The sequence below is a fragment of the Microbacterium sp. AC026 genome (assembly GCF_979258475.1).
Genome location: NZ_OZ409857.1, coordinates 760594 through 782076, shown reverse-complemented (window position 1 = coordinate 782076; position 21483 = coordinate 760594). Strand labels below are relative to the sequence as shown.

Below are 21483 nucleotides of genomic sequence, written 5' to 3'. Positions count from 1 at the left end.
ACGAAGAAATGACCCCCACCGCTACGGCTGACCAGCCGGCGACCGCGGTCGTCGGGCGCGTCGCGCGCGTCAACGGTCCGGTTGTCGACATCGAGTTCCCGCACGACTCGATCCCCGACATCTACAACGCTCTGAAGACCACCATCGTCATCGGCGAGGAGTCCACGGAGATCACCCTCGAGGTCGCTCAGCACCTCGGCGACGACCTCGTTCGCGCCATCGCGCTGAAGCCCACCGACGGCATCGTCCGCGGCCAGGAAGTCCGCGACACGGGCGAGGCCATCTCGGTCCCGGTCGGCGACGTCACCAAGGGCAAGGTCTTCAACGTGATCGGCGAGGTCCTGAACCTCGAGCCCGGCGAGACCATCGAGGTCACCGAGCGCTGGCCGATCCACCGCAAGGCTCCCAACTTCGACCAGCTCGAGTCGAAGACCACGATGTTCGAGACCGGCATCAAGTCGATCGACCTCCTCACGCCGTACGTGCTGGGTGGAAAGATCGGTCTGTTCGGTGGAGCCGGTGTCGGCAAGACCGTCCTCATCCAGGAGATGATCCAGCGCGTCGCGCAGGACCACGGTGGAGTCTCGGTGTTCGCCGGTGTCGGTGAGCGCACCCGTGAGGGCAACGACCTCATCCACGAGATGGAAGAGGCGGGTGTCTTCGACAAGACGGCCCTCGTCTTCGGCCAGATGGACGAGCCGCCGGGAACGCGTCTGCGCGTCGCCCTCTCGGCTCTGACGATGGCGGAGTACTTCCGTGACGTGCAGAAGCAGGACGTGCTGCTCTTCATCGACAACATCTTCCGCTTCACGCAGGCCGGTTCCGAGGTCTCCACGCTGCTGGGCCGCATGCCCTCCGCCGTGGGTTACCAGCCGAACCTCGCCGACGAGATGGGCCTCCTGCAGGAGCGCATCACGTCGACCCGTGGCCACTCGATCACCTCGCTGCAGGCGATCTACGTGCCCGCCGATGACTACACCGACCCGGCACCGGCGACCACGTTCGCCCACCTCGACGCCACCACGGAGCTCTCGCGTGAGATCGCGTCGAAGGGTCTGTACCCGGCCATCGACCCGCTGACCTCGACGTCGCGCATCATGGACCCCCGCTACTTGGGCGAGGACCACTACCGCGTCGCCACCACGGTCAAGCAGATCCTCCAGAAGAACAAGGAACTGCAGGAGATCATCGCCATCCTCGGTGTCGACGAGCTCTCCGAAGAGGACAAGATCGTCGTGTCTCGTGCACGTCGTATCCAGCAGTTCCTCTCGCAGAACACCTACATGGCCAAGAAGTTCACGGGTGTCGAGGGTTCGACCGTCCCGCTCAAGGAGACCATCGAGTCGTTCGATGCGATCGCCCGCGGTGACTTCGACCACGTCGCCGAGCAGGCCTTCTTCAACGTCGGTGGCATCTCCGATGTCGAAGAGCAGTGGGCGAAGATCCAGAAGGAGAACGGCTGATCATGGCATTGCATGTCAGCCTCGTCTCCGCGGATGCGGAGGTCTGGACGGGAGAGGCGAGCCTCGTGGTCGCCAAGACCGTCGAGGGTGAGATCGGATTCATGGCCGGCCACGAGCCGGTCCTGGCGATCCTCGCCCAGGGCGAGGTCCGGATCACGCAGACGGATGGCACCAAGGTGCTCGCCAACGCGCAGGACGGATTCCTCTCGATGGAGAGCGACGTCCTGACGATCGTGGCAGGCAACGCGGCTCTCATCGCCTGATCAGTCCCAGTTCTTCGCGTCCGCCTCGGCCCTCAGTGGGTCGGGGCGGACGCGTCTGTATCCCGAGGTCTCATGAAGATTCTGCTGCCCCCGTCGGAGACCAAGCGACCCGGAGGACGCGATGCGCCTCTCGACGAGAGCTCGCTGGCGCTCCCCGGGCTGGTCGCCGAGCGCCGAGCGGTGATCGATGCGCTCATCGATCTGGCGCACGACGAACAAGCAGCGCGCAGAGTGCTGAAGCTGAGCCCCAAGCAGGCAGGCGATGTCGAGCACAATCGGATTCTGCGCTCGGCCGCGACGATGCCGGCGGTCGACCGTTACACGGGCGTTCTGTATGACGCTCTCGATGCGGGCAGTCTCGACCCCGCGTCTCGCCGCTGGCTCGGTTCGCACGTCTGGATCCACTCGGCGCCGCTGGGGCCGATCGGAGCGCTCGATCTCATTCCGCCGTACCGGCTCGCTGCCGGGACCTCATTGCCGGGCCTGGCTGCGCTGCGCAGGCACTGGGCAGACGCGACCACGACGGCCATAGCGGGGAGGACCCCGACTTCATTCTCGATCTGCGCAGTGAGGCCTACGTCGCGCTCGGTCCCGTGCCGGACTCCGTGCCCTCCGCTTATGTGCGGGTCGTCACCGAGCACGGACGGGCTCTCAATCACTTCAACAAGAAGTCCAAGGGTCTTCTCGTGCGCGCGCTGGCGGAGGACCGCCCGCGAGTTCGGTCGCTTCGCACGCTTCGGACATGGGTGGCGAGCAGGGGTCTCGTCCTTCGACCGACCGACGACCGCGGTGTCGAGGAGCTCGTCGTCGCGGAATGACGGTGCATGACGGGCAGTGCGCTGTCTCCGCGTGTGTCGTTGCCCCGAATATCAGCACACCGATATGGTGGGTCTCGCGGCGCGCACAGCGTCCGCTCCATCGGATCCGGAGGGGATCATGTACAACGACTATTACGACAACGGGGCGGCTATCGCCGGTCTGTTCGTCGTCTTCTTGATCAGTCTGCTCTTCGCGCTGGCGTTCTATGTGATCTCGTCGATCTTCCTCATGAAGATCTTCGAAAAGGCTGGCGTCCAGGGCAAGTGGCGCGCGTGGGTGCCGGTGTACAACACGATGATCTTCGCGAAGCTGGGTGACATCTCGCCGTGGGTCGTCCTCATCGGCATCGGTCTCTCGTTCATTCCGTACCTCAACTTCCTGACCGGCATCGCTCTCGCTGTGGCGCTCGCTCTGGCCGCATGGCGGGTCGGACTGAAGCTGCAGAAGGATGCCGTCTGGGTGGTCCTGTTCGTTCTGCTCTCGATCGTCTGGTACGGCATCAACGCGTTCGACAAGTCGCGCTGGAACCCGAACATCGTTCCCGCACCGTGGGCAGGAAACAGCTTCCTCGCCGATTCCACCGTCTGGGATGGCGTTCCTGTGCAGGCGCGTCCGGCAGCCGGTCCCGGCTACGGCGCTCCGCAGGGCTACGGCGCTCCTCAGCAGGGCTACGCGCCGCCCGCGCCGCAGGGATACGCACCGCCCGCGCAGCCCGGCTACGCTCCGCCCGCCCAGCCCGGTTACGCTCCGCCCGCGGCCCCGTCGACCACCGGTGCTCCGCCGGCCGCTCCGTCGACGCCGCCCACGGCACCGCCCACGGCACCGCCGGCTCCGCCCGCAGCGCCTCCGGCCGCTCCGCAGGTTCCGCCCACGGATCCCACGCAGCCTCCGGCCTGATCGCATACCGCACAGAGCCCTCGACTTCGGTCGGGGGCTCTGTGCTGTATGGGGCGCTCGCGGCGTGGTGAAGAGCAACGGTGGAAGACGATAACGTGGAGGCATGCTCATGTCGCAGCCCAGAGTCGGCGCCGCAGGACTCCGCGTGATGGCCGGGGGTGCGCGTGCGGCCGTCGCGGCGTCCACTACGATATGTGAGTGTCCTGGGGTAGCCCGAACCGCAGGAAATCCGGAGGCGACGAGTGGCTGAAACGACGACGAAGACGCGCCGCGTCACGGTTGCGCAGCGTCAGCTGCTCCTTTCCTGGGCAGGCGTCACCGACGTGGGTCGGCGACGTGAGACGAACCAGGACGCGTTCTTCGCGGACTATCCGCTCTTCATCGTCGCGGATGGCATGGGTGGCCATGCGGGCGGCGAGATCGCGAGCCGCAGCACGGTGAAGCGGCTCGACGCCGTGGTCGCTGCCGGCGCGGTCGATCGCGGCGCCATCGAGGGTGCGTTGGAGATGGCGGTGGCCGACATCGCCGACCATCCGGAGACCACAGACGAGGGTACAGGGACGACGCTCACCGGAGTCTTCCTCGAGTTCGAGGGCGACGAGCCGCATTGGACGTCGCTCAACATCGGCGACTCGCGCGTGTACCTCCTCAGGGACGACCGCCTGGTTCAGATCACCACCGACCACTCGGTCGTGCAGGAACTCATCGCGGCAGGCAAGATCAGCCCCGAAGAGGCCGAAGGTCATCCGTACAGCAATGTGATCACACGAGCGGTCGGGGCGAGCGAGCTCACCGCTCCCGACTACGTCACGCTCGATGTGCGCCCGGGAGATCGTTTCGTGATCTGCTCTGACGGACTCACGAAGGAGCTGACCGACTACGGCATCCAGCATTTCCTCCGCGAGAACGCCGATCCGGCGGCCGCCGTCGATGCGATGCTCGCTGCGGCACTCGAGAACGGCGGTCGCGACAACGTGACGCTCGTCATCGTGCAGATCGCGGACGAGTCGTCCTCGGCGCCGGACGAGTCCTCCTCCACAACGGGCGAGTCCTCCGCCTGACGTCCTTTTCCTGTGGAGGGCTGATTCTGAGGCCCGCGTGTGCGGTCCACTGGCTGCATGGACTCTCTGCCGATCGCGATCCCTGCCGCCCCCGCACCGGCTCGTAGGCCTCCGACACCGTTCGTCGCGGCACTCGTCCCCGTGGCCGCTGGAGTGGTGCTCTGGCTCGTCACCGGGTCGCTGTTCTCTCTGTGCTTCGCGGTTCTGGGTCCCCTGATGATCATCGCTTCGCTGATCGACGGGTCGCGATCCCGACGCAGGGCGTCGCGGGTGGCTGCGACCGACAGCGAGGCTGCGTGGTCGCTCGTCGAAGCACAGTTGACGCAGCTTCACGATGATGAGCGTCAGTTGCGGTGGCATCGATATCCCGACGCTGCGGCAGGCCTGGCGCAGCCGCCTCTGCGCGGCCTCGATCCACCCGACGCCGCCACTCAGGTCGTCGTCGGCAGCGGTACCGGCGACAGCGGCGTGCGCGCTTCAGGCGGGGATGGGGAGCGCGAACGGGACTTCCGGATGCGATGCGCGAGGGTCGAGCGGGTGCCGGTGACGGTGCCCCTCAGCGGTGGAATCGGACTGCGCGGCTCGTATCCTCTCGTCGCCGCCGCGACGAGAGCGCTCGCGGTGCAGCTGTGTCTCAGATTCGGCACCGCCCAGATGTCCATCGTCGGCTGCCGTCTTGAAGAGCTGGGGCTCGCGGGGTTCCCGCAGGCCCACGCCGCGCGGCGCGGCTCGTTCCGGGTGGCCGTGGTGCAGGGCGTTGATCCTCGGCCGACGGCCGACGCCGTGATCTGGCTGCTGGATCGGGATGACGATGTTCCGGAGGGGATCGCGACCGTCATCGACATCACCGAGCCGCACCGGGCGCGCGTCCGCACGGCGCAGGGGATCGTCGAGGTCGACGTCGAGTGCATGTCCCGGGATCAGACGATCGCGATCGGGGTTAGTCGCACAGGAGAGGGAGAGGAACTCGATTCTGTCCCCGCGTCGGTGGCGCTCAGCGACCTGCTGCAGCCGGAATCGCTCGTCGGTCTCCCGGCCGCAGTCGGCCGTGGTGAGCGCGAGGACATACTCCTCGACATCGTCGATGACGGGCCGCACGCCATCGTGACCGGCACGACCGGAACGGGCAAGAGCGAGCTGCTGGTCTCGTGGGTGACGGCCATGGCGAGCCGCCATGGACCCGATCGAGTGACATTCGTCCTCGCCGATTTCAAAGGCGGCACAGCCTTCGAACCGCTTCGGATGCTCCCGCAGGTGGCTGCAGTGATCACGGACCTCGATGAGGAGGGGGCGCGGAGGGGCGTCTCCAGCCTGACCGCCGAGCTGCGGCGCCGCGAGTCGGTCCTCGCCGAGGCCGGCGCACGAGACGTCCGTGAGGTCGGCATGGCGAGGCTGGTCATCGTGGTCGACGAGTTCGCCGCGCTGCTCCAGGATCATCCGGACCTCGGGGCTGTGTTCACGGACATCGCCGCTCGGGGAAGGGCGCTGGGCATGCACCTGGTCCTCGGGACGCAGCGCGCGTCCGGCGTGATCCGCGATGCGTTGGCGGCGAACTGTCCGCTGAGAGTGAGCCTGCGTGTTGCGGACGCCGCTGACAGTCGGGCCGTCATCGGTGCCGACGACGCGGCTGAGCTCCCGGGCGGCGTCGAGTCGAGGGGCTTGGCTCTGGTTCGGCGCCCGCAGGACGCTGTGCCGATCGCGATGCGAGTGGCTTTGACCGGCGTCGCCGATCTCAGGGCGATCGCGCTGAGATGGGCTGACGCCGACGTTCCGGGCAGCCCGTGGCTGCCGGTGCTGCCGCGGATGCTTCCTCTCGAGGAGTTTCACGCTGAGGCACGCAAGGACGGCGACGTCATCCTGGGCCGAGGCGACGATCCGGAACGTCAGGAGCAGCCACTCCAGCGCCTGTCGATCGGATCCGATCGAGGAATCGCCTTCCTCGGAGGACCCGAGTCGGGGCGCAGCTCGGCCTTGCGTGCGCTCGCCAAGCAGCATGGGCATCCACTCTGGATACCGACCGATCCAGAGCATTCGTGGGACGCCGTCGTGGCTCTGGCGGAAGGGGAGTTCCGCGCGGAGGGCTCGTGCTGTGCGACGACATCGACGTCCGGATCGGCGAGCTGCCCGTCGAGTACGGCCAACAGCTGGCGCAGCTCTGGGAGCAGATCCTCCGCAACGGGGCCGGAGCCACGATCGCGATCACGGCGACGAGAGCATCGGGGCCTGTCGGGCGGCTTCTCGATGCTCTGCCGCGTCGTGGGCTGCTCAGGATGCCGAGTCGGGTCGATCACCTTGCTGCGGGTGGGGACTCCGCAGGTTTCGATCCGCAGCGCGGTCCGGGACGGATGCGGATGGGGGATCGGGAGATCCAACTGGTCTGGGTCCCCGAGGAGCGACTGCGGTCGTCGGGTTCATCCAGTGGCACCTCTCGATATCGGGAACGGGAAAGTGACGGCTGGGCTCCGCGGCGTGCCCTCACGGCGCTCATCACGCCGGGGGTGTCTGCGGTGGCGGAGTCAGTGGCGGCTGCGTATCCCGACTGCGACGTCGTCACTCTGAGCGGCGAACCGCGCGATGCTCAGGCACCCACGCGTCCCACCGTCCTGCTCGGCGATGCAGACGCGTGGCAGCGCAGTTGGACGCTGTGGCAGCGGGTGCGTCGAGAGGGCGAAGTGCTCATCCGAGCCGAGAATGCCGCGGAGCTGCGGCAGCTCGCCGGTGTGCGAAAGCTCCCGCCGTATTCGCGACCGCATGCGGGCCGGGCCTGGTCGCTGGTCGGCGACTCGGGGCCCCGACGAATCGTGATCCCGGCACTCGCGCCCCGGCGATGAGAAGCGTGTCGTCTCCTGGTCAGATGGCACTGCCGGGACGAACGGCTCCGACCGTCGCCCCACCGCCGAGCACCTCGAGAGGCAGCGCGGCGGCGAGTGTCGCCACGTCCGAATCGGTGAGCCCACCTGCGCGCGCCAGCAGAGTCGCCGCCACGATGGTCGACGCGCGCGCCCCGCCGTCGAGCATCTTCAGCGCGACGGTCGTGCCGTTGGGGGCGACCATGACCATGATCCCTTCGGCACCGCCCTTCGCGAACACGCCGAGCGTCTCGATCGCGATGGTGTCCGGGCGCCCCGGGCCGTCGATCGTCCACGGGTGCTCACGCACCGCACGCACCAGCGAGCCGGCCACCCGGTGCAGGGCGAAGGGCGAGCGGTCCGAGGCGGTGCCGATCCGGTGGATCGATCGGGCGAGGCCCGTCAGCGTGATCGCGTATACCGGGGCGCCGCAGCCGTCGATGGCCGTGTGAGCGACCTTCTCGCCGGTGAGCCGCTCGATCACGTCGCGGATGTGCAGCTGAAGCGGATGCGCCGGGTCCAGGTAGCTGTCGGTCGGCCAGCCCGTCGCGACGCAGGCACGGAGCATGGCCGCGTGCTTGCCTGAGCAGTTCATGCGGATACGTGTCTGTGCGCCGTGTTCGCGCACGAGCTCGTCGCGAGCGGCGGTGTCGCCCGGCCACGCCGGCGGGCAGCCCAGGTGGTCCTCGGTGAGACCGCCCTCGGTGAGCACGTCGCGAACCACGGAGGCATGACGATCCGTGCCGCTGTGGCTCGCGGTCGACATGGCGAGCTGCTCGTCCTCGAGAGCGGCACCCGCGGTGATGCACGCCACGGCCTGCAGCGGCTTGAGGCTCGAGCGCGGAAGTATCAGGGCGTCGGCGTTGCCGTATCGAGCGACGATGTCGCCGTCGGGGGAGAGGACCACCGCCGCCCCCGCGTGGCGGGACTCGATGAACCCGCTGCGTTCGACGACGGCGAGTTCCACGGCATCTTGAACGGTGAGAGTCTCCAGCACCTCCCCAGGATATCGTCGGATGGGCGTCGACCGTGCCACCGGCACATCGTCCGGCACATCGTCGGGCAGAGCCGAGTGGCAGACTGTCGATATGGCAGATCGACTCGCGCCGCTCGGCGAGCACCGTTACTCACTCACCTCGACCTGGACCGGAAATTCTGGCACCGGCACCAGCGGCTACCGCGAGTATCGACGCGATGTCACGCTCGAGGTCGACGGCAAGCCCGACATCCTGGCCTCAGCCGATAAGCCGTTCCGTGGCGATCCGTCCCGGTGGAACCCTGAGGATCTGCTCCTCGCCTCCCTGTCGCAGTGCCATCTGCTCTCGTATCTGCACGCGTGCGTGACGGCTGGCGTCGTCGTCGTCTCCTACCGCGATACGGCCTCCGGCATGATGCGAGAGGACGGGCGCGGCGGCGGCGCGTTCGTCGAGGTGATGCTGCGGCCCGAGGTCGTCGTCGCGGACGCCTCGATGATAGAGGCGGCCGAACGTGCCCATGCCCAGGCGAACGCATGGTGCTTCATCGCGAATTCGATGAACTTCCCCGTGCGGCACGAAGCCTCGGTCCGCGCCGAGCAGAGCTGAGCGGCGGCGGCGTCAGCGGCGCTCGTGGGGCAGCGCCTGCTTGATCTTCTCGATGGTGCCCTGCGCGGGAGCCTCGTTGTAGGCGTCCGCCAGTTCCTGCCCGGACAGGGCATGGATCGCGGCCATGATCTCGTCCGTCGCGAGTCTGCGGGCGCGCCCGCTCGTGGCGGGTCCGTGGGGCGAGAGGTCGAGAGGTTCGCCGAAGCGCACGGTGATGCGCTCCTTGAGGGTCGGCATCTTGGCGCCGACGGGCATCACCTTGTCCGTGCCGACGAGGCCGACCGGCACGACCGGCGCACCGGTCTGCAGGGCGAGGAACGCCACGCCGGTGCGTCCCTTGTAGAGGCGTCCGTCCGTCGAGCGCGTGCCCTCCGGATAGAGGGCGACAGCGAGGCCCTCCTCGAGAAGCTGACGCTGCACGTCGAGTGCGTCGAGGGCGGCCTTCCCCGCGCCACGGCGGACCGAGATCGCCCCGATGGACTCGAAGAACGTCTTGCTGAGCCAGCCCTTGAATCCAGGGCCCTCGAAATACGTGGACTTCGCGAGGAAGTGCACGGGCCTCGGTGCGGCGACCGGGATCGCGATCGAGTCGATGAACGACAGGTGGTTGCTCGCGAAGATGACCGGGCCGTCCTTCGGGACGTTCTCCCTGCCTTCGATGCGGGGCCGGTATATCGTGCGCGCGAGGGGTGTGATGAGGCTGCGACCGAGCGCATAGGCGAAGCCGGCGTGTCGAGGCTTCTCAGTCTCTGCGGGCGAAGTTTCGGGCTCCACGGACTGCTCTGACGTCATCAGAGCAGATTACCCCGGCGATCATGCCCCAGTGGGAATGAAGCGCCGGAGCGAGTCTCCCAGCATCGGCAAAGGGGTATGGGGGATGATGGGGTGTCCCGCCCGCGATCCTGAGGTTCCACTGTGCGCAAGCGTCCGCTTATCGTCCTGTCCACCGTCGCCGCGGCGACCCTTCTGCTGGCCGGGTGCGCCGGAGGCTCGGACCCCGAGTCCACGAGCACTCCTGACCCTGCCGCCGAGACCTCCTGCCTGGCGGACATCGCGTCGGGCGCCGGCTCCGATGCCGTGACCGTCGAGGGATCCGGGGCAGACGCCAAGGTCACGGTGCCGGCGGGCACCGACCTCGCGGAGGCCGAGCGCTCGGTCGTCGTCGAGGGTGACGGCGATGACGTCATGCCCGGCGATCTCGTGTCTCTGCGCTACCAGCTCATCGACGCCACCACCAACGAGGTGCTCAGCACCTCGGAGCGGGGCCCCGACGGGGTTCTGTCAGCCCTGCTCGCGGTGCAGCAGCCTCAGCAGATCGTCGACCCGACGCAGTCCACGGTGTTCACGGTGGCGGCCGAGTGCCTCCCGATCGGTTCGAGTGTCGTGCTGACGCTCCCCGCCGCGCAGGAGGGCATGAACCCGAGCGTCCTCTACGTCGAGACGATCGAACAGCTTCCTACGACCGCATCCGGCTCTGATGTCGACGCGACCGAAGGCATGCCGACCGTGAAGCTCGACGACGAGGGCTCGCCGACGATCACGCTCCCGGACTCCGATGCTCCCGCCGAGACGGAGGTGGCCGTCCTCAAGCAGGGCGACGGCGCCGTCGTCGGCGCAGGCGACCTGGTCACTGTGCAGTACCGCGGTGTGAAGTGGTCGGACGGCTCGGAGTTCGACTCCAGCTGGAGCCGGGATGCAGCTCCCTCGCAGTTCCAGACCAGCGGTGTCGTGACGGGCTTCAAGATGGCACTCGAGGGCCAGAAGGTCGGTTCGCAGGTCATCGTCACCATGCCTCCGAAGGATGGCTATGGCGAGGGCGAGATCAACGACACCGATCTGACCGGCGAGACCCTGGTCTTCGTCGTCGACATCCTCGCGACCACGCCGATCGAACAGGCCCAGTAAGACGGAGGCGTCGAGGGCTTGCCATAGGCTGGCGGCATGCGTCGCATCATCGTCCTCGGCTCCACCGGCTCCATCGGCACACAGGCGCTCGACGTCATCCGGGCGAATCCACGTCGCTTCGAACTCGTCGGGCTCGCGGCCGGAACGAATGCCGAGATGCTCGCAGAGCAGGCTGCCGCTTTCGGGGTCGAGAACATCGCGCTCGGCGCGACCGAGGCCGAGCAGCTCGTGCGTGACGTCGAGGCTGACGTCGTTCTCAACGCGATCACCGGATCGATCGGACTCGGCGCCACTCTCGCGGCGCTGAAGGCCGGGAGAACGCTCGCTCTCGCGAATAAGGAGTCCCTCGTCGTCGGAGGCGAGTTGGTGCGCGCAGCAGCTGCCCCTGACCAGATCGTCCCGGTCGACTCCGAGCACTCGGCGCTCGCCCAGGCGCTGCGAAGCGGCACGCACGCCGAGGTGCGACGCCTGGTCGTGACGGCATCCGGTGGTCCGTTCCGCGGCCGTTCGCGTGATCAGATGCTCGATGTCGCGCCGCAGGAAGCGCTCGCGCACCCCACCTGGGACATGGGCCGGATGGTCACGACGAACTCCGCGACGCTCGTGAACAAGGGACTCGAGGTGATCGAGGCGCACCTGCTGTTCGATGTCGCCTACGACGACATCGAGGTCGTGGTGCACCCGCAGTCCATCGTGCATTCGATGGTCGAATTCATCGACGGCTCGACGATCGCTCAGGCGTCCCCGCCCGACATGCGTCTGCCGATCTCGCTGGGTCTCGACTGGCCGAGCCGTGTGGGCGGCGTCGGTCGCCCGCTCGACTGGACTCAGGCGACCTCCTGGACCTTCGAGCCGCTCGACAACGTCGCGTTCCCGGCGGTTGATCTCGCGAAGTCCGTCGGCCGTGCGGCTGCCACTTTCCCTGCGGTCTACAACGCGGCCAACGAGCAGGCCGTCGATGCCTTCCACGAGGGTCGTCTGCCGTTCCTCGGGATCGTCGACACGATCTCTCGGGTCGTCGACTCCCACGAGCCCCCGCAGACGCTGACGGTCGAGTCGCTGGCGGATGCCGAGGAGTGGGCGCGCCGCAAAGCCGACCAGCTCATCGCTCGAGCCTGACTGAACGGTTCTGGGCGGTATTCCGCCCAGGCCGCGCGGTCGACCCGGGCGCGGATGCGGTCGTCGACGGCATCCGCGCCCGGTTCAGTCCTCGTCCGGGTAGGGGACCGGCCAGTGCGAATCGGGCACGGGCCATCCGGCTGCTCGGAGGGCACGACGCGCCAGCTCGCGGGCCGAGTACGGCGTGCGAACGCCCCGGATGTCGCGATAGTCCTGGTGGCCGGGTCCCGCCCACAGGATCGAGTCGCCTTCGCCGACCAGGCCCACGGCCGCCACGATGGCCGTCTCGGGAGGCGAGTACTCATGGATCTGCGCGTCCGGGCGCGCGGCGCGTGCGCCGGCCACGAGAGTGGCTCTGATCGAGTCAGGGTCTTCGAAACGGGGGTGGTGGTCCGTGACGACGAGGATGTCGCTGCCCTCGACGGCCGTGCGCGCCATGTCGTAGCGCTTGCTGGCATCGCGGTCGCCATCGGCGCCGAAGAGCATCAGCACCTTGCCCGGTGTGACACGGCGGACCGCGGCGAGCGTCTTCTCGAACGCGTCGGGGGAGTGCCCGAAGTCGACGAAGACGACCGGGCCGGAGTCGCCGGAGACGAGCTGGGTGCGACCGGGAAGGTGCGCCAGAATGCCACCGTCGCGATCGAGTGCCGTGGCGATTCGATCCCAGGCGTAGCCGCCCTCGAGCAGCATCACGATGGCGAGTGCTGCGTTCGCGGCCATGTGCGGACCGATCACGGGAACCGTCGTCGTGAGCCTGCCTGCCGGGCCGGTGAGAGTGAACGTGGTACCGGACGCGCGTTCGTCGTCGATCACGACGACCCAGTCGGCACGGGCCGCGGCATCGGGGTCGGCGGCGATGGAGGGCGTGCCGACGGTGACCACGGGGATCTCCGAGCGCTGAACGACCGTGGCGCCCGACGGGGAATCGAGGCATACCACTGCGCGGGTCGCTCGATCCGGACGGAAGAGCGGCAGCTTCGCCTCGAAGTACTCCTCCATGTCGGCGTAGTCGTCGAGGTGGTCATGGCTGAGGTTTGTGAAGCCGGCGACGTCGAAGCGGATGCCGTCGACGCGATGACGTGAGAGCGCCTGCGCGCTGACCTCGACGGCCACGGCTTCGACATCGCGCTCGCGCATCAAGGCGAGGAGCGCGTGCATCTCGGATGCCTCAGGAGTGGTGAGTCTCGACACGATCACCTCGCCGGCGATGTGTCGTTCGGCGGTCGATGAGAGTCCGGTGACGACGCCGAGCTGGTCGAGGATGCCCTCGAGGAGGTGCGAGACACTCGTCTTGCCGTTCGTCCCGGTCGTCGCGAACAGCAGCGGGAGCGGCTCGCCTGCGCCGGTGCCGTAGACCCAGGCGCTGAGGGCGCCGAGGACTGCGCGCGGGTCGTCCACCACGAGCACGGGCAGGCCCGCGGGTTCGGCGATCTCGGCGCCGTCCTCATCCGTGATGATCGCGACAGCGCCCTTCTCCGCGGCGGTGACCGCGAAATCGGCACCGTGGCGGTTCACGCCTCGGATCGCGACGAACGCCTCGCCGGGGCGGAGATCGGCGGTGGCCAGGGTGATGCCGGACAGGGTGACACCGGTCACCTCGCCACGGACGTCTCGTGCGAATCGAGAGGCGAGTTCGGACAGCTGACGCCGGGGCGGGTTCGCGGGGCGGAGCACGGGAGGCAGGCTCGGTTGTTGTTCAATCGACATGTCCCTTTCATGATCTCACGCCCGCGGCGCGATGACCGGGTGCGGCACGTCTCCCCGGCCGTATGCGATCGGGGAGACGTGCCGGCGCGTCACGCCGCGCGGCGGTACGCCAGTACCGAGACCACGAGCGCGGCGATGCCGGCGACGAGGCCGCCTGCGCCCAGCGCCGTGCCGACCGCATTCGCGGATCCCGCATCGTCGGCCGCGTCCGCACCGGCGGAGTCTGCATCTCCGGCATCTTCGGCAGAGTCATGCTCGCCGTGCCCGTCGGCAGCGGCCGCGGTCACCTCGACCACGGGAGCGGGCGCGTCGAGGCTGTGCGGGTCCTCGCCGTCCTCCGCGAGCTGGGTCCATTCGGTGCTGCCTTCGACGCAGGTCTGGATCACGGGGAAAGCGAGGGAAGCGGGTGTGTTCTCGTCGAGGCCGACCGCCATGCTGACCGCTCCGCGCAGCTCGTTGGGCACCGGTGTGACGGCGGTGTACGTCACGGCGCTGACGAGTCCGTCGTCGCCCTTCTCGATGTCGATCGTCCAGTCGCTGTCCATGGTGGGCGCGACCGACGCGAGCCCCTCCGGCATCGTGACCTTCAGCGAGGTGGTCGGAGAGTTCTCGCAGCCGTGCGCGAACGAGAAGGTCAGAACACCGTGGTCTCCTGCAGTCAGCTCGTCGGGGCTGACGCTGACGTGCGCGCTGGCCATGGCGGGGATGGCGAGTGCGAGGATGGCACCCCCGATGAGGCCTGCGGTGACGTTGCGACGGGTGGTGCGGGTGTTGGTGGAACGCATGGTGGTACTCCTGTGTGCTGATCTGCGGGCGCGTCGGTGTGCGCGTCGTCCGCGGGAAGGGGAAACGCCTCGGGGAGGCGATGCGAGATCAGACGAGTGCGGGAGGCCCGCGGCGGGAGACCGACGCAGCGAGAAGGTCCTGATCCGGCAGCCGGATCGAGAGTACGGGGAGCGCGGGGGCTCGGACAGAGGGCGGAACACGGCGACCGCGTGACGAAGGCGAGCCCGCACCCATCCGGCGATGGCCCGCACCGACGATTCGCCGTGGCACAGCAGCGCAGTGGTGAGGATCGCCGCGACGACGTGGCCGATGAGCATGAGGGAGTCGGGGGCGGTCGTCGCGACCACCGGGCCCAGAGCTGCGAGATCGAGGTGGTGCTGATGTCCCGCCGGTGCCGCCGTTCCGGTCGGCGTGCCGAGCAGCTGGAACACCAGGTGGAAGAGCCCCTGGCTGATCAGCACCGTCAGAGCGATCCGCGCGCGAGACATCCCTACGCCGATGAGCAGCGCGGCGAGCGGGACCAGGAGGATCGCCACGGCGACCACGAGGAGCGGATGCGGCGCGGCCCCGCCAGCGGTGGTGTGCGATGCGGCGGCGACGAGAGTCGCAGCACCGGATGCCGTCGCTGCGCGCAGAAGTCGCAGCTGGCGGGAGGTCACGGGACAAGCCTAACCGTGCGACGCGGTCGCCCCGTGCAGCTCTCGGGGCGTATTCCTAGGCGTCGAGCACTAGCTTGGGGAGTGGAAGCACTGCTCTATCTGGCCGGAATCGTGTTCATGCTGATCGGCCTCGGTCTGTCGATCGGTCTGCACGAGGTCGGACATCTCCTGCCGGCCAAGCTGTTCGGCGTGCGCGTCGGCCAGTACATGATCGGCTTCGGTCCGAGGATCTGGTCCAAGCGAATCGGCGAGACCGAGTACGGGTTCAAGCTGCTGCCGCTCGGTGGGTTCATCTCGATGTCGGGGATGTACCCGGCTTCCGCCGCATCGGGGCCCGCGAAAGGCGTGTTCAGCGCTCTCGTCCAGGACGCACGGACGGCGAATGACGAGACGATCGCCGAGGGCGCGGAGGACCGCGTCTTCTACCGGCTTCCCGTGTGGAAGCGGGTCATCGTGATGCTCGGCGGTCCGCTGATGAATCTGATCCTCGCGGTCGTGATCTTCACCGTCCTCGTCTCCGGGATCGGCGTCCAGCAGGGAACCACGACGATCGCTTCGGTGAACGAGTGCGTGCTCCCCGCCGGCTCATCGGCGACCGAATGCACGCCGGACGATCCGGCCACGCCCGCGGCAGAAGCCGGGATCCTGCCGGGCGACGTCCTCGTGTCCGTGGACGGGCAGCCGGTGTCGACGTTCGCTCAGGCGACGGCCATCGTGCAGGCGGCGCCGGGCGAGACCCTGGAGATGGTGGTGCTGCGGGACGGTGCCGAGGAGACGCTCAGCATCACGCCTATCGAAGCTGAGCGCACCATCACGGATGCGAGTGGGCAGCCCGTCCTCGACGACGACGGGCAACCCGTCGTGCGAGAGGTCGGCTACGTGGGTATGGCCGCTCAGATGGGCTTCGTGCCGCAGCCGCTCTCCGCCGGCCCCCAGATGGCCGCGGACACCGTCGCCCGCGTGGGGTCGATGATCGTCACCCTTCCCGTTCGGATCTGGGACGTGGGCGTCTCACTGGTCACCGGTTCGGAGCGGGACCCGAATGGACCCCTGAGCGTCGTCGGGGTCGGACGCATCGCCGGTGAGGTCGCGGCGACCGATGCGCCGGTCCTCAATCGGTTCTCCGTGCTTCTCGGACTTCTCGGCTCCCTGAACGTGGCCCTGTTCGTGTTCAACCTGATTCCGCTCCTGCCGCTCGACGGCGGTCATGTCGTGGTCGCCCTGTGGGACGGCATCAGGCGCGCCTGGGCGAAGCTGTTCCGTCGTCCGCCGCCCGCGCCCGTCGACGCGACCAGGCTCGTGCCGCTCACGGTCGTCGTCGCCACGCTTCTCATCGCGATGGGGGCCGTGCTGCTCCTCGCCGACGTGTTCAACCCCGTGAAGCTCTTTGGAGGTTGAGCGGCCGGTGCGGCCGATCCACCGGACTGCGCCCGGTGGAGGATCAGCTGAGCGCGTGCGTGACCAGGCGCTCGAGAGTGCGGATGCCGTCGCGGGACAGGATCGATTCCAGGTGCCCCTGCACTGACGCGAAGCGGTCGCCGCGAAGCGCATAGACGTCGCCTGATTCCGGGTCTGCCGACACCTCGACCGAGCCGATCGACGTCGTGCCCGGAGCAACCCTGGCGGTGAAGGTGTTGTAGAAGCCGATCGAGGCGTTCTCGCCGAACACGGGCACCGCCTTCTGCAGCCCCTGGTGCGGCGCCGCGAGGGGTGTCAGTTCGATGCCGAAGCGATCACTGAGGATCTGGTGGCTCAGGCACACCGCGAGCAGTGGCGCCTCGGCGTCGACACGTCGGGACACGACCTCACGCAGTCGAGTGATGCGGTCGCTCTCGACGTCACGGGGATCGCCGGGGCCCGGACCCGCGACAACGAGGTCGGCTGCATCGAGCTCCGCGTCGTCGGCGTCGCTCCAGGCGCGGATCGCGACGTCGAGTCCCAGGTGGCGCAGCTGATGCGCCAGCATCGTGGTGAAACGATCCTCTGCATCGACGACGATCGCCGATCGCCCGGCGAAAGGACCGCTCAGGTCGTCGCCCTGCGGATTCAACCAGAAGTCCGCGAGCCGCGCATTGCGGGACGAGAGGAGCTTCGAGACCGCGGGGTCGTCGGCAAGCGTCTGCGGCCGACCCGGGGCGTCCGCGTCGTCGCGGGCTTCGGCGACGCGGTCTCGGTCGATCGCTCCGATCGCGCCGAGCACTCCAGCGGCCTTGCCATGCGTCTCGGACACCTCGCCGTGGGGATCCGAGTGCCGAACCAGGGTCGCACCCACCGGAACGCTGAGCGATCCGTTCTGCAGATACACGGTTCGGATGAGGATCGGGGCGTCGAGGTCGTGACCGCCGTCGACATTCGGAGTGAACAATGCGGCGACGCCCGAGTAGTATCCGCGGGGCTTCTTCTCGTGCCGGCGGATCACCGCGCATGCGTTCTGCATCGGCGAGCCCGTCACCGTCGGCGCGAACATCGTCTCGCGCAGGATGTCCCGCGGGTCGAGCGTGCTGCGCCCGCGGAGCATGTACTCCGTGTGGGTGAGGCGGGACATCTCCTTCAGATGCGGTCCGGTGATGCGCCCGCCGTCGGAGCAGACGGCGCTCATCATCTTGAGCTCCTCGTCCACGACCATGAAGAGCTCCTCGGTCTCCTTGGTCGACGAGAGGAAGTCCACCAGGGTGTCCCGAGTCGCTCCGCCGGCCGGGTGGCGGAAGGTGCCCGAGATCGGGTTCATGGTGACGACGCCGCCCCGCGCGACGACATGCGCCTCGGGGCTCGCGCCGACGGCGATGTGTCCGGGCGTGACGACCGCGAAGGTCCAGTAGGCGCCGCGTTCGTGCGTGAGCAGGGCGCGGAACCAGGTGAGGGCCGCGGTACGGTCGTCGACGTCGATCTCGGCGGTGAAGTCGCGGCGGATCACGAAGTTCGCGCCCTCGCCCCGTCCGATCTCGTCGGCGATCACGGTCTCGACGATCTGGGCGTAGTCGTCGTCGGCGATGTCGAAGCCGCCGTCACGAAGGGGGACAGGGGCGGAAGGGAGTTCGGCGACCAGTTCGGAAGCCGGGAGATGCAGATGCTCGTCGACCACGATGCATCGCAGCGGCGCGCCGTCGTCTTGGGCGACGAACCCGCGCTCGCGCACCTGGCGGTACGGCACCATGGCGAAGATCTCGCGGGGGGTGCCCTCGATCGTGAGCGGGATGTCGGCGAGCAGGTCGACGTCGACGACCTCGCCTGTGAGCAGCTCGACGGTGTCGGCGCCGTCGCGGGCGATCAGCACGAACGAGGCCGTGGGATCTGCGGTGAGCTCGGCAAGACGTGAGAGGGTCATCGGTGTCTCCTGTGCGTGGCTCCGGCTCGGCTCAACGAAAAGACCGCCCCGGAGGCGGTCTGGATTCGTGGGAACGCGAACACACCGCCTAAGAGGCGGGCCACCAGGTGAAGTTCGCGAGCATGGGCTGAAAACTATCACACCGAACGCCGCGTTCCCGGTCGTATGACGCGCATCCGAGCCGGGCGACATCCAGCCTGTGTGCATTCAGGCGGCGTAGGCTGGGGGTTGTGCCAGCAGTGAATCTTGGGATGCCGAAGATCCCCGAAGTCCTCGCCCCGCGCCGCAAGTCTCGCCAGATCAAGGTGGGCAAGGTGCTCGTGGGTGGTGACGCTCCCGTCACCGTGCAGTCCATGACGACGACGAAGACGACGGACATCAACGCGACGCTCCAGCAGATCGCCGAGCTGACCGCGTCCGGATGCGAGATCGTCCGTGTGGCCGTCCCTCATCAGGACGACGCCGACGCGTTGAAGATCATCGCCATGAAGAGCCAGATCCCGGTGATCGCCGACATCCACTTCCAGCCGCGCTACATCTACACCGCCATCGATGCGGGATGCGGCGCCGTGCGTGTGAACCCCGGGAACATCCGGGAGTTCGACGGCAACGTCGGCAAGATCGCGGAGGCGGCCAAGGCCGCGGGTGTCTCTCTGCGGATCGGTGTCAATGCCGGGTCGCTCGACCGGCGCATCCTCACCAAGTACGGCAAGGCGACGGCTGAGGCCCTCGTCGAGAGTGCCGTCTGGGAGGCGTCGCTGTTCGAGGAGCACGACTTCCACGATTTCAAGATCTCGGTCAAGCACAACGACCCGATCGTCATGGTGAAGGCCTACCGCCTGCTCGCCGAGCGGGGCGACTGGCCGCTGCACCTCGGTGTGACTGAGGCCGGTCCGGCGTTCCAGGGCACGATCAAGAGCGCCACGGCGTTCGGCATCCTGCTCGGTGAGGGCATCGGAGACACCATCCGCGTCTCACTGTCCGCACCGCCGGCCGAGGAGGTCAAGGTCGGTCACCAGATCCTGCAGTCGCTGAACCTGCGAGAGCGCAAGCTCGAGATCGTCTCGTGCCCCTCGTGCGGGCGCGCACAGGTCGACGTGTACACGCTCGCCGAGAACGTGACCGAGGGTCTCAAAGACATGACGGTGCCGTTGCGCGTCGCCGTCATGGGATGCGTCGTGAACGGTCCCGGCGAGGCGCGCGAAGCTGACCTCGGGGTCGCCTCGGGCAACGGCAAGGGACAGATCTTCGTCAAGGGCGAGGTCATCAAGACCGTGCCGGAGGCCGACATCGTCGCGACGCTCATCGAAGAGGCGAACCGCATCGCGGCCGACATGGGGCCGGAAGCGCCACTCGGCACCGCGCAGGTCGTCACGGTCTGACCGCGGAGCGTTCCCTCGCTCGGACTCGAAAGCGGGTCCTGTCGGCGGGGGACGGCGACCATCCAGCACACCTCAAGGAGCTCCATGTCCTCGTCAACTGTCGTGTCCTTCGCCGGTGGCGACGTCTCGGGTTCGAGCACCGTCGCGCGGGTCGAGTCGACTCCCGCAGGTGTCGTCGTCGTCGTCGACGCGACGCCCTTCCACCCCGTCGACCACACCTGGCCCGATCAGCCGGGAGACGGCGGCGAGATCGCGCAGGACGGTTCGAGTGTCCGCGTCTCCGAGGCTGTGATGGCAGCGGTCTCCGACGAGGGCGAGTTCGCCGTAGCATCCGACATCCCGGTGAAGCGCGGCGCCGAGGGATGGACATGGCTCGTCGGTCATCCGCTGGAGGGGAGGCCCCGTCCTGGCTGGTCGAGGGCGCACGTGTCGAGCTGTCGGTCGATTCGTCCCGGCGGGCTGGTCTCAGCCGCGGACATACGGCCTGCCACCTCGCGTCGTTGGCGCTCGACCTGGCTCTCGCCGACCTCTGGCGGAAGGACCCGGGCGAGGATGCTCTGGGCAACCCGAACTTCGAGGGGAAGGCCAATCAGTCCAGCCGCATCCACGTCGACGGTGCTGTGGACGAATACCGACTGGGAAAGAGCCTGCGCCGGGCAGGCTTCGACACGGAGACCTTCGCGACGACGCTCGCTGAGCGCGAGGCGGCGATCAACGCTCAGCTGGCCGAATGGGTGGCCTCCGGCGCATCGAGCAGGGTGGTGACCGAAGGCCCGACGATCGTGGACCGCCGTACTTGGCACTGCGACCTGCCGGAGGGCACGGCCGAGATCCTCTGCGGCGGCACGCACGTGGCGTCCCTCGCCGAGTTCGTCTCGATCTCAGTGACACTCGACCTGACCGATCCGCAGCTGCTGGTCATGACGACGCGGGCCGTGCCTGCATCCTGAGCCCCGCTCAGCGCACGAAGCCGCTCTGCACCCGGCCGCCCGCGCGGATGAGCTCGTCCTCGACCCGGGCGGCGAAGGCGGCGTAGTCCCGCGCGAGCAGAGGGGTGCTCAGGAGGTCGGCACGCTCGCGACTGAGGCTCCGAAGCCGTCGCGGAAGCCACTTGCCCGTCGCCGTCCAGCGTCCTTCGCTCAACAGTATGAGCTCCGCGATCCTCTCGAACAGGATGGCGGCCTCGACCTGCTGCTCCAGCGCATCCGTCGCATCCCTGAGATCGTCGAGCACATCGGTGATGACGTATCGGCGAAAGGCGGACTCCTTCGCGCTCAGGGAGGGGCCGTCGTCGAGCACGCTCCGCCATCGAGCGCGCAGCGCGGAGAGGCGACCGTCGTCTCGGATCGCGATGCCTTCGACGAGCATGTGCACCGTCACCGGTCGATGCTGTGCGACGCCGCGGTCGGCCCACTCGTCGAATCCCGCCGGGGTGTATGCGAAGACCTCGAAGATCTCGCCCTCGAACTCGTGCGTCGAGGCCTCACTCGTCTGCTCCTCGACCGCGAAGAGGCGGTCGCCGAGAAGCAGCAGATCGATGTCACTCGACGGTGTCCGCTCTCCGCGCGCGGTGCTCCCCGCAACTACCGCGACGTCTGCCTCGGGATAGTGAGCGACGACGAATCGTTCAGCGATGGCGAGGTGGTCCACGCCGCCAGCGTAACG

The 21483-nt window shown here is 68.1% G+C and carries 18 protein-coding genes and 1 pseudogene; 13 read left to right on the top strand and 6 right to left on the bottom strand.

From position 1 onward, the window contains the following. Positions 1-8: 8 nt before the first annotated feature. From atpD to ACZZ93_RS04045, 7 genes and pseudogenes are all read left to right on the top strand, one after another. Entirely contained in the window at positions 9-1463 is a 1455-nt protein-coding gene (gene atpD, locus ACZZ93_RS04075) for a F0F1 ATP synthase subunit beta (RefSeq protein ID WP_053095763.1), read from the top strand. Positions 1464-1465: 2 nt separating this feature from the next. Next, on the top strand, positions 1466-1726 hold the full coding sequence (locus ACZZ93_RS04070) for a F0F1 ATP synthase subunit epsilon (RefSeq protein WP_053095764.1): 261 nt from the start codon (positions 1466-1468) through the stop codon (positions 1724-1726). A 72-nt stretch (positions 1727-1798) separates the two neighbouring features. Beyond that, positions 1799-2544, top strand: a pseudogene (locus ACZZ93_RS04065) (YaaA family protein). A 118-nt stretch (positions 2545-2662) separates the two neighbouring features. Then, positions 2663-3442, top strand: a complete 780-nt coding sequence (locus ACZZ93_RS04060; RefSeq protein ID WP_463510514.1) for a large exoprotein — start codon at positions 2663-2665, stop codon at positions 3440-3442. Positions 3443-3684: 242 nt separating this feature from the next. Then, positions 3685-4503, top strand: a complete 819-nt coding sequence (locus ACZZ93_RS04055) for a PP2C family protein-serine/threonine phosphatase (protein ID WP_463510513.1) — start codon at positions 3685-3687, stop codon at positions 4501-4503. A 57-nt stretch (positions 4504-4560) separates the two neighbouring features. Beyond that, on the top strand, positions 4561-7062 hold the full coding sequence (locus ACZZ93_RS04050) for an FtsK/SpoIIIE domain-containing protein (RefSeq protein ID WP_463510512.1): 2502 nt from the start codon (positions 4561-4563) through the stop codon (positions 7060-7062). Next, positions 7011-7334: a hypothetical protein gene (locus tag ACZZ93_RS04045; protein ID WP_463510511.1), complete on the top strand. Its 324-nt coding sequence runs from the start codon at positions 7011-7013 to the stop codon at positions 7332-7334. Before ACZZ93_RS04050 ends, ACZZ93_RS04045 begins: the two co-directional genes overlap by 52 nt. 19 nt (positions 7335-7353) lie before the next feature. On the opposite strand, the gene ACZZ93_RS04040 is transcribed toward ACZZ93_RS04045, so the two are convergent. Further along, positions 7354-8349 carry an asparaginase gene (locus ACZZ93_RS04040; protein WP_400340866.1) on the bottom strand — a complete coding sequence of 332 codons (996 nt, stop codon included), beginning with the start codon at positions 8347-8349 and terminating at the stop codon, positions 7354-7356. A 91-nt stretch (positions 8350-8440) separates the two neighbouring features. On the opposite strand from ACZZ93_RS04040, the gene ACZZ93_RS04035 reads away from it, so the two are divergent. Beyond that, complete coding sequence (locus ACZZ93_RS04035; RefSeq protein WP_187249493.1) at positions 8441-8935, top strand: OsmC family protein; 495 nt, start codon at positions 8441-8443, stop codon at positions 8933-8935. Between the two features lie 12 nt (positions 8936-8947). On the opposite strand, the gene ACZZ93_RS04030 is transcribed toward ACZZ93_RS04035, so the two are convergent. Then, positions 8948-9727 carry a lysophospholipid acyltransferase family protein gene (locus ACZZ93_RS04030; RefSeq protein ID WP_187249494.1) on the bottom strand — a complete coding sequence of 260 codons (780 nt, stop codon included), beginning with the start codon at positions 9725-9727 and terminating at the stop codon, positions 8948-8950. Between the two features lie 123 nt (positions 9728-9850). Between ACZZ93_RS04030 and ACZZ93_RS04025 the strand changes: the two genes are divergently transcribed. Then, a complete protein-coding gene (locus tag ACZZ93_RS04025; RefSeq protein WP_056278410.1) occupies positions 9851-10840 on the top strand; it encodes an FKBP-type peptidyl-prolyl cis-trans isomerase in 990 nt (329 codons plus the stop codon). 36 nt (positions 10841-10876) lie between these two features. After that, positions 10877-11959: a 1-deoxy-D-xylulose-5-phosphate reductoisomerase gene (gene dxr / locus ACZZ93_RS04020; RefSeq protein ID WP_072591117.1), complete on the top strand. Its 1083-nt coding sequence runs from the start codon at positions 10877-10879 to the stop codon at positions 11957-11959. Between the two features lie 84 nt (positions 11960-12043). On the opposite strand, the gene ACZZ93_RS04015 is transcribed toward dxr, so the two are convergent. Continuing rightward, entirely contained in the window at positions 12044-13666 is a 1623-nt protein-coding gene (locus ACZZ93_RS04015) for a Mur ligase family protein (RefSeq protein ID WP_463510510.1), read from the bottom strand. 89 nt (positions 13667-13755) lie between these two features. Next, positions 13756-15111 (bottom strand): YcnI family copper-binding membrane protein, encoded by a 1356-nt coding sequence (locus ACZZ93_RS04010; protein WP_463510509.1) that lies wholly within the window; start codon positions 15109-15111, stop codon positions 13756-13758. Between the two features lie 81 nt (positions 15112-15192). On the opposite strand from ACZZ93_RS04010, the gene ACZZ93_RS04005 reads away from it, so the two are divergent. Beyond that, entirely contained in the window at positions 15193-16509 is a 1317-nt protein-coding gene (locus ACZZ93_RS04005) for a M50 family metallopeptidase (RefSeq protein ID WP_150115054.1), read from the top strand. Between the two features lie 43 nt (positions 16510-16552). On the opposite strand, the gene ACZZ93_RS04000 is transcribed toward ACZZ93_RS04005, so the two are convergent. Then, complete coding sequence (locus ACZZ93_RS04000) at positions 16553-18436, bottom strand: chorismate-binding protein (protein ID WP_463510508.1); 1884 nt, start codon at positions 18434-18436, stop codon at positions 16553-16555. A gap of 230 nt (positions 18437-18666) precedes the next feature. Between ACZZ93_RS04000 and ispG the strand changes: the two genes are divergently transcribed. Beyond that, positions 18667-19818 (top strand): flavodoxin-dependent (E)-4-hydroxy-3-methylbut-2-enyl-diphosphate synthase, encoded by a 1152-nt coding sequence (gene ispG, locus ACZZ93_RS03995; protein ID WP_187249498.1) that lies wholly within the window; start codon positions 18667-18669, stop codon positions 19816-19818. 368 nt (positions 19819-20186) lie between these two features. Next, positions 20187-20768 (top strand): hypothetical protein, encoded by a 582-nt coding sequence (locus ACZZ93_RS03990; RefSeq protein ID WP_463510507.1) that lies wholly within the window; start codon positions 20187-20189, stop codon positions 20766-20768. 7 nt (positions 20769-20775) lie between these two features. On the opposite strand, the gene ACZZ93_RS03985 is transcribed toward ACZZ93_RS03990, so the two are convergent. Next, on the bottom strand, positions 20776-21468 hold the full coding sequence (locus tag ACZZ93_RS03985) for a nucleotidyltransferase domain-containing protein (protein WP_463510506.1): 693 nt from the start codon (positions 21466-21468) through the stop codon (positions 20776-20778). Positions 21469-21483: the final 15 nt, after the last annotated feature.

What these genes read in the sequence shown, in the direction of transcription:
- atpD (WP_053095763.1), top strand. Translation starts at nt 9, where the DNA reads ATGACCCCCACCGCTACGGCTGACCAGCCGGCGACCGCGGTCGTCGGG.
- ACZZ93_RS04070 (WP_053095764.1), top strand. Translation starts at nt 1,466, where the DNA reads ATGGCATTGCATGTCAGCCTCGTCTCCGCGGATGCGGAGGTCTGGACG.
- ACZZ93_RS04060 (WP_463510514.1), top strand. Translation starts at nt 2,663, where the DNA reads ATGTACAACGACTATTACGACAACGGGGCGGCTATCGCCGGTCTGTTC.
- ACZZ93_RS04050 (WP_463510512.1), top strand. Translation starts at nt 4,561, where the DNA reads ATGGACTCTCTGCCGATCGCGATCCCTGCCGCCCCCGCACCGGCTCGT.
- ACZZ93_RS04035 (WP_187249493.1), top strand. Translation starts at nt 8,441, where the DNA reads ATGGCAGATCGACTCGCGCCGCTCGGCGAGCACCGTTACTCACTCACC.
- ACZZ93_RS04030 (WP_187249494.1), bottom strand. Translation starts at nt 9,727, where the DNA reads ATGACGTCAGAGCAGTCCGTGGAGCCCGAAACTTCGCCCGCAGAGACT.
- dxr (WP_072591117.1), top strand. Translation starts at nt 10,877, where the DNA reads ATGCGTCGCATCATCGTCCTCGGCTCCACCGGCTCCATCGGCACACAG.
- ACZZ93_RS04015 (WP_463510510.1), bottom strand. Translation starts at nt 13,666, where the DNA reads ATGTCGATTGAACAACAACCGAGCCTGCCTCCCGTGCTCCGCCCCGCG.
- ACZZ93_RS04000 (WP_463510508.1), bottom strand. Translation starts at nt 18,436, where the DNA reads ATGACCCTCTCACGTCTTGCCGAGCTCACCGCAGATCCCACGGCCTCG.
- ACZZ93_RS03990 (WP_463510507.1), top strand. Translation starts at nt 20,187, where the DNA reads ATGGCTCGTCGGTCATCCGCTGGAGGGGAGGCCCCGTCCTGGCTGGTC.